This is a genomic window from Tessaracoccus caeni (assembly GCF_029211185.1).
Lineage (GTDB): Bacteria > Actinomycetota > Actinomycetes > Propionibacteriales > Propionibacteriaceae > Arachnia > Arachnia caeni.
Genome location: NZ_JARGDO010000012.1, coordinates 124610 through 132305, shown reverse-complemented (window position 1 = coordinate 132305; position 7696 = coordinate 124610). Strand labels below are relative to the sequence as shown.

At 69.0% G+C, this 7696-nt stretch carries 7 protein-coding genes and 1 pseudogene; 3 read left to right on the top strand and 5 right to left on the bottom strand.

The features are described from left to right. A pseudogene (locus tag P0D62_RS12055) lies at positions 1-104 on the top strand (IS982 family transposase); the annotation flags it as partial. A gap of 214 nt (positions 105-318) precedes the next feature. Here the strand turns inward: P0D62_RS12055 and P0D62_RS12050 are convergent. Continuing rightward, positions 319-1587 carry an MFS transporter gene (locus P0D62_RS12050; protein WP_275702802.1) on the bottom strand — a complete coding sequence of 423 codons (1269 nt, stop codon included), beginning with the start codon at positions 1585-1587 and terminating at the stop codon, positions 319-321. A 532-nt stretch (positions 1588-2119) separates the two neighbouring features. On the opposite strand from P0D62_RS12050, the gene P0D62_RS12045 reads away from it, so the two are divergent. Next, on the top strand, positions 2120-2779 hold the full coding sequence (locus P0D62_RS12045) for an SOS response-associated peptidase (protein WP_275702801.1): 660 nt from the start codon (positions 2120-2122) through the stop codon (positions 2777-2779). Between the two features lie 158 nt (positions 2780-2937). Continuing rightward, positions 2938-3588 (top strand): alpha/beta fold hydrolase, encoded by a 651-nt coding sequence (locus P0D62_RS12040; protein WP_275702800.1) that lies wholly within the window; start codon positions 2938-2940, stop codon positions 3586-3588. A gap of 251 nt (positions 3589-3839) precedes the next feature. Here the strand turns inward: P0D62_RS12040 and P0D62_RS12035 are convergent, their stop codons facing one another. From P0D62_RS12035 to P0D62_RS12020, 4 genes are all read right to left on the bottom strand, one after another. Beyond that, positions 3840-4949 (bottom strand): HEAT repeat domain-containing protein, encoded by a 1110-nt coding sequence (locus tag P0D62_RS12035; RefSeq protein ID WP_275702799.1) that lies wholly within the window; start codon positions 4947-4949, stop codon positions 3840-3842. Positions 4950-5035: 86 nt separating this feature from the next. Then, positions 5036-5716: a HEAT repeat domain-containing protein gene (locus P0D62_RS12030; protein WP_275702798.1), complete on the bottom strand. Its 681-nt coding sequence runs from the start codon at positions 5714-5716 to the stop codon at positions 5036-5038. Between the two features lie 109 nt (positions 5717-5825). Continuing rightward, on the bottom strand, positions 5826-6476 hold the full coding sequence (locus tag P0D62_RS12025; RefSeq protein WP_275702797.1) for a response regulator transcription factor: 651 nt from the start codon (positions 6474-6476) through the stop codon (positions 5826-5828). Beyond that, positions 6473-7681 carry a sensor histidine kinase gene (locus P0D62_RS12020; protein ID WP_275702796.1) on the bottom strand — a complete coding sequence of 403 codons (1209 nt, stop codon included), beginning with the start codon at positions 7679-7681 and terminating at the stop codon, positions 6473-6475. Before P0D62_RS12020 ends, P0D62_RS12025 begins: the two co-directional genes overlap by 4 nt. Positions 7682-7696: the final 15 nt, after the last annotated feature.

The following is a 7696-nucleotide window of genomic DNA, read 5'->3' as shown; positions in this document are numbered from 1 at the left end:
GCGCCCGGATCGCCGCCAAGATCCTTGCACTGACCACCGCGATTTGGCACAACGACCACATCGGCGCCGCCATCCGTCGTTCACTCATCGCCTACGACCACTGAACCCCTTGGACTCACTCGTCTAGTGCTCCGGCAGATAGGTGGCACTTTCTGCGGTTGCGTGCGTCGGTATGGCGTCTGATTCGCCGTTACTGCGGTTGCGTGCGTCGGTTCTACGACCGATTCGTCGATAGTGCGGTTGCGTGGGTCGCTATAGCGACGCAGACAACCGCATTGAGGAGGGACTGATGATGGGGCAACCCAGCCAGCTATAAATTCAGGACGCCGCCTCCACGCTCTCGCGAGAAGGGGCCGGGGCCGATGGCTGCCGGCGGGTGAGCCGCGAATAGAGGATGCCGGTGGTCAGCACCGCCACGCCGGCGATGAAGGTGACGACGAAGACCCCGGAGTAGCCGCCGGTGTCGGCCAGCGTGCCGCCGCCCCAGTTGCCGATCGAGGTGCCGAGCGTGATTCCGGCGCTGAGCAGGGTCATCACCAGGCCGAGGCGATGCGACGGGGTGATGGCTCCGGCGGCGCTGAAGACGGTAACCAGCACGGGACCGATCGGCGCGCCGACGGCGAGCAGCAGCACAGCCAGGTGCCACGGTTCCTGGGCGAGCCAGAGCAGGCTCAACACCGGAACGAGGACGATGGCGCAGGTGAGCCAGCGTCGCGCCGTGCTCCACGCCGCGGGCCACCGGGACACGCTGAGCGCTGCCGCGCCGGAGGTGAGGCCCATCGCGGCATAGATCACGCCGCCGGCGCCGGGGTTGCCGGTCTCCTGTGCAAAGGCTGTGGTGGCGGTGGCGAGTGAACCGAACACCGCTCCGATGCTCAGCATTCCGAACAGCAGCAGGGTGATGGTGCCCCACGCGATCGGTTCGGGTCGGGGTGCGTCGGACCGCTGGGAACGAGTTCGGCGTCCGACGGTGGCGAACCGCTCGGTGTGATGCAGGGCGAACCAGGGCACCAAGGCGATCGTGAGCGCGAGTGCTGTCCAGAGCGGGGCGGCCGGGCCGACGAGGACAGCGATCAGGCCCACCGCCGCGGGGCCGAGCACGAAGCCGAGTTCGTCGACGGTCGACTCGTAGCCCTGAGCGGTGTCCAGCGTGCGGCGATCGGTGGAGTCGAGTCCGCGGATCCAGCGGACCCGGGTCATGGGGCCGCACTGCGGGACCACCAGGCCGGCGACGAAAGCCGAGGCAGCAAGGCTGGGCGTGAAGGTCAGCGGTTCGGTGCCGGGAGCGCCGGTGGCGAGCAGCCACAGCAACGCGATGCAGTACAACACCGTCGAGGTGAGTAGCGTGACGCGCTGACCCCAGCGGTCGGAGGCCGCCCCGGAGAGCGGGGCGCCGACGGCGACGCCGACCCCCGCGATGGCGGCGATCGCTCCGGCGGTGGCGAGCTGATCGGCAGACGCCGACACGTAGGTGAGCACGCCGAGAACCAGCATCGACAGCGGCAGCCGTGCGAGCGCAGAGAGAGGGAAATAGGCGGTTCCGGCCAGCCGTCGCATGGCGCCGAAACCCGACTCAGTGTGAGACACCGGGTTCATCCTTCCGCGGGGAGAAGCCCCGCAACGAATGCGCTACGTCCCAACCACCCGTAACGCGAAACCCTGATGTCGCCCGCCATTTTACTCGACCATCGCGAATTGTCACGCGAGCCCACTCCATCACGCTCTTCGAGGTGCGAGGCCGCCCGCGGCCGAGCCTCGAGGAGAGCCAGCGCGAGAATCTGCAGGAACTGTTGGTGGTCGGGAGTGGTGGTTACGACCGTCGTGTTCCGGATGGGGTCGCGGTTGCTGAGGTGCGAGCGAAGCGAGCCTCGAAGTGCCCGCCGCCGGCCGTGTTCCGGCGCTTCGCGCGGGCTCACGGCTTTTACGCCCACCCCGACGAAGGCCGAGAGCAGGCGAGCTCGCTCGTTTAGCCGAGGCCAAGGAAGGGGTTGCGGCGCGAAGCGCTATCACCACACCCACTCGCAGACCCCATCCTCCACACGACTAAGTTCTTCGGCTGCACGTCGCTCGCCTTCGCACCTCGAAGCGCGGTCCGTGAGGATGGCCTAATCTCGTAGTCATGTGTGGGCGGTATGGCATTGACGCGACGGCTGACGACTTGGCCGAGCTCTTCGGCGTCGAGGTGATCGGTGAGCCGCCGCCGCTCCCGATGCCGGAGGCGCGCCCGACCGACGTGGTGCCGGTAGTGCTCGAGTCTCCGAAGCAGCCAGGCTGGCGTTTGGAGGGGGCGAGATGGGATCTCGCGCGTCCTGGTCAGAAGGAACTGAAGCGCACCGGACCGCCGCTGATCAACGTGCGGTCCGAGACGGCCGTCGAGAAGTTCGGGTGGGCCGTGCAGCAACGTCGCTGCCTGATTCCGGCCACCGGCTACTGGGAGTGGACCGGACCGAAGGGTGCACGGCAGCCGTACTTCTTCCGGGATCCCTCCGACGACGTGATCGCCTTCGCGGGCATGTACTCGTGGTGGCGCGACCCGAGCAAGCGCGACAACGACCCCTCCCGCTGGGTGCTCACGACGGCGCTGCTCACGATGGACGCCGTCGAGAACCTCGCCGACATCCACGACCGCAACCCCGTGATGCTGCCCGGCGACTTCTGGGACGAGTGGCTGGATCCCTCGACGACCGGCGATCAGGCGCTCGTCGAGGCCGCCGTTGCCGCGAGCTTCGACGTCGCCCAGGAACTCGAGTTCGGCCCGGTCTCTTCAACGCTTCTCTAGGGAAGTGGTCGCGTGAGTCAAGCCACTTTCACTTTCGCAACAGGCCCTAAACGCCGGCGCGCCCAGATGAGGTCGCATGGCAGGCCGCCGTTCGCGGATCCGGACTGAGATCGCCCCCGGCCCCCGTCCAGATCTGGACGGGATGGGAGAATGGGGGCGTGGATGCTGCGCAGGCGGTTGTTTTCATCCACGGGCTCGGCGATGCGCCTGGCTCGTGGGCGCATCAGATTGCCTCGCTCCCGGACGGTTTCGTGGGCATCGCGGTCAACGTCCCGGGCCTGGCTCCTGGGGGTCGCGCCGGAGAATTCTCGCTGGGGCGCGCCGCCGACCATGTGATCGACGAGATGGACCGGCTGGAGATCGCCCGCGCCCACCTATGTGGGCTGTCGCTAGGGGCGATGATCGCGTTTCGGGCCGCCGTCGACCATCCCGAGCGCGTGCTGACGCTCACTTTGGCCGCCGGTCAGGTGAAGCCGCCCCGAACGCTGATGGCCATCCAGCACGCGATCATGCGGGTGCTGCCGGAGAAAGTGGTGTCGACGGGTGGTGCGAGCAAGGCTCAGATGCTCGCGGTGCTGGATGCGGTCGCGCGTGTCGATTTCACCGGCGAACTCCCGGAGGTGGCCGCCCCGACCCTGGTGCTGTGCGGTTCCAAGGACCGCCCCAATCTGCCGGCAGCCCGCCGCTTCGCCAAGGGCATTCGCGACGCGGAGTTGGTGATCCTCGACGGGGCCGGCCACCAGAGCAACACCGAGAACCCTGCGGCGTTCTCCGCTGCGCTCAACGCTTTTCTCTGCGAGCCGTCGTAGACGTCGCGTGGATCGGCGCCGCCTTCTGAGGCGGTTTTGACTAGGGCAGATACCTTCCTGTACCCACTACGCTCTTTGAGGTGCGGAGCGCAGCGGAGCCTCGAAAAGAGCCCACCGGCAGCCGAAGAACAGTCCCTACCACAGCCTGCGCTGGCTCTTTTCGAGGCTCGGCCGCGGACGGCCTCGCGCCTCAAAGAGCGTGGGTGGTGCTTCGCGCCGGTCTTGTTTGTCGAGGCGCGAAGAGCGTGGACTCAGGGAGCGTCGTCGGGGTGACGGGGGAGGAGGAACTGCGCGGTGAGGGCCACCTGCGGGTCGGGGTCGTCGATCAGGGTGACCAAGGCCTCGCGGGCGGCAGAACCAGGCACCTCGGCCAGCGCGATCGCCAGACGCTGACGGGCCCCGGCGTCGACGGTCGTGTCGCGCGGCTTGGGGTTGGCTGTCGCGACGGCGTCGGTGGTCGTGTCGTGGGGCCTGGGGTTGGCCGTCGGGAGGGCGTCGTGGGTCTCGGAGTTGGCTGTCGCGAGGGCGTCGATCAGGGCGACGGTCACCGCCCCGGCATGGCCGTGCTCGGTCGCCAGCCTGGCCAGGACATCGGTGGCGTCGACATCGTCCTGGCCTTCGACGATCAAGCCGACCAGTCCCGGGATCGCGTCCCGCCTGCCGATTCTTCCTCCGGCCAGCGCGGCTCGCGCCCTCACGACGGGGTCGGGATGGCTGAGCGCTCCGGCCAGGGCCTCGTCGGCGCGCGGCGACTCGATCTTGCCCAGCGCCTCCACCGCCCGATGCCGGCGCGCCGGTTCCTCGGAGCCCAGCGCCTCCGTGAGGATCGGCACCGCGTCGTCGCCCGTGCGCGCCAACGCCCAGGAGAGGGTGGCGGCGACGATCGGGTCGTCCTCGCTCAGCGTCGCCTCGGCGAGGAGGGCGGCGTCTCCGCCGTCCTCTCCGCCCATGGTCAGGGCGAAACGCTGGCGCTCCGACGGGCTGCTCGCGTCGAGCCCGCGCATCAGCGCCGTCAGCCGGAGTACGTCGCTCCATGCCTCCGGCGTGCTGGCCGAGACCTGCTCCAGCCTCCGCAGCAGCTCCTGTTCGCGGGCGAGGCGTTCGCGTGTGCGCGCCACCAACTGCTCGACCATCGACGACGGATCGAACGACAGATCTCGCAGGGTGTCCCCGATCTCCTGCAGGCTCAGCCCCAACAGACGCAGGCCCTCCACCTGGAACAGGCGGTGGAGATCGTCCTCGGAGTACTGGCGATACCCGCCCATCGAGCGCCCGGTCGGGGAGACCAGCCCGAGCCGGTCGTAGTGGCGCAGCATCCGCGCGCTCACGCCGGAGCGCTCCGCCACCTCACCGATCAGCACGACGACTCACTCCTCGACCACGCATCAGGCCTGTTCCGCGCCGGCATTGAACCGGAGAGACAGGTGCCGCGTGATCGCGACGCCACTCACTCTTCGACCTGCTCGACGCCCGGAGCGCCGCGCAGCGCGACCACACGTCGAGCCTGCTCGATCGCGGCATCGAATCCCTCCTCCGGGTTGCGCAGGTACCTCTCGGTCGCCACGGCGTGCATCCGGACGCCCTCGTCGCGCGAGCTCTTTGCCCGCTCGACTACCGCCAAGGATGCCTCACCGAGCGACGCGAAGGCGCGGCTGAGGCTCAACTGCGTGTGGCGGTCCCCACGCCCGAACTGGCTGGCCAGCTGATCGAGCAGCCAGCTCCGCGCGTCGTCGGGAACCAGCACGACGGCGGCCCTCCACGCAGCGCGGGCCACGTCGTCGTTGCGGTCGCGGAGCAGTTCGACGGTGATCGCCGGCCAGGCTCGCCGGTCGCCGATCTTCGACAGCGTATGCAGCGCCTGGCTGCGCGCCTGAGTAACCGACGACGTCAGCTCGCCGAGCAGAATCTCGACCGTCGACGACGCATCGTGCCTGGTCAGCGCCCAGGTGAGCATGTCTCGCACGTAGAAGTCGGGCTCGACGGTGCACCGCGCGATCAGTACCTCGACGTCGCTCGGCTCAGGCTGCATTCCCGCCGCCATCGCCGCATTCAAGCGCGCCGACGCCGTCGGTGCCTCGAGCGCCGCCGTCAGCCGGGCCGTTCTGGTGTCCGCTGTGTTCTTGGTCATGGAACCAGTCAAGGCGTTGTCACAGTGTCAAGGTCAAGTCAGTCGCGAGACCGTCGGTGTCTGTGGTTGGTCGACCCACCACGAGTGACGACAAACTTGGCGATCGGGGTCAGCGCAGCAGTCCCAGCTGATGGGCGCGAGCGATGGCGGCGGCGCGCGTGGCCACCTCCAGCTTGAGGTAGATCGACGCGAGGTGCGCCTTGATCGTGCGCTCGCCGACGTAGAGGGCCAACGCCATGTCCCGGGTGCGCAGGCCGTCGGCGGCCAGCCGCAACACCTCCAGCTCGCGGGCGGTCAGGCCGATTCGTGCCCCGGCTTCGGCATCCGGCCCCGCAGCGCCGCGCTCGTCTTGGGGTGCGAGGACCCGGGCCAGCAGGTCGGCATGGAGCAACGCGTCGCCCGCAGCCGCCGCCCGGATCGTGCTCTCGAGCTGCTTGTGGGTGGTGTCCTTGAACAGGTAGCCCCGAGCGCCGGCGCGCAGCCCGCGCCGCAGCAGGTCGTCCTCGTTGAAGGTGGTCAGGATCACCACGGCGACCTCCGGGTGATCGGCCCGCAGCCGCTCCGTCGCCTCGATGCCGTCCAGCCGGGGCATCCGGATGTCCATCAGCACGACGTCGGGTTCCAGCCTTGCGACGGCGTCCAGCGCCTCCGCGCCGTCGGCCGCCTCGCCGACCACTTCGATGTCGTCGCTGGTCTCCAGCAGCAGGCCCAGACCTTGCCGCACCACTTGGTGATCGTCGACGAGCAGCACCCGGATCATCGTCGTACCTCCAACCTGACGGCCGTGCGCCCCGGACGAGACTCGACGATCAGCTCGCCTCCGATCAAGGCCGCGCGCTCGCGCATGCCGATCAGGCCGTAGTGACCGGAGCGCTCCGCGTCGGGATCGAAGCCGTGACCGTCGTCGGTCACCTGCAGGCTGAGACCGCCGGCGCCGTCGGTGAACTGAACGAGAACATGTTCGGCCTCGGCGTGCCGTTCCGCATTGGTCAGCGCCTCGTCGAGAACCCGCAGCAGATGCTCCCGGGTCTCGACGGGCAACGGCGCCTCGCCGCCGATCTCCACCGTGCTGCGGATGCCCGTCTCGCGGGTGAACCGTGCCGCGCGGGAACCGATCTCGGAGGCGAGGTCGTCGGGGTTGCGGCGCAGGTCGTCGATCGCCTGTCGCGATGAGGCCAGCGTCGACCGGGCGCTCCCCAACGCCTGATCGACGATGGCGAGCGCGCGGACGTCGTTGCCGCGATCGAGGTGCCCCCGGGCGGCCTCGAGCTGCAGCGTGATCCCGGTGAGTCCTTGGGCGAGGGTGTCGTGCAGTTCGCGGGCCATCCGCTGGCGCTCGGCCTGCCGGGTCAGCGCGGCCACCTGCTCCGACGACGCCCGCAGCTCGGCCGCAAGAGTCTGCGCGCGGAGCCGCTCGGCATCCGCCCGGTTGGAAAGCACGACGAGCACGATCACCGTCGCCGCGAGGATGCCGAACTGATTGAGCGGCACCACCCATGAGGAGCGCGGCGTCGCGAGCAGGATGACCCCGGCGGCGGCCGCCAGATAGAAGCCGGCCAACGCGAAACCGCGCTTGGTGTTGCCCCAGGTTCCGAGCGCCTCGCCGGCCAGGCACAACAGGGCCGACGGAGCCAGGAAGATGTCGATGTGGGTGCTGATCTGCGTCGTGACGACCAGCACGCCGACCAACGCTGACTGGACTGCGACGTAGCCCGGCCACCAGCGCTGGCGTCCCCCCAAGAGCCCATTGGCCCAGAACGCCACCACCAGACACACCACGGCTACGACGACAGCCGCAGCGACCCCCGGATGCCCCTCCGCCAGCAGCCTCGCGACCGCTTGCCAAGAGAGAAGAACCAGCACGGCGGTGACGAACACGTAGATGAGACCCGGTCCCGTCAGACCGTTCAGGCTATGCCGCAGGCGGTCCCATCCGCGCTCCGGCGTCACCGTGTGCTCACCCACGACGTCCCCCTTTTC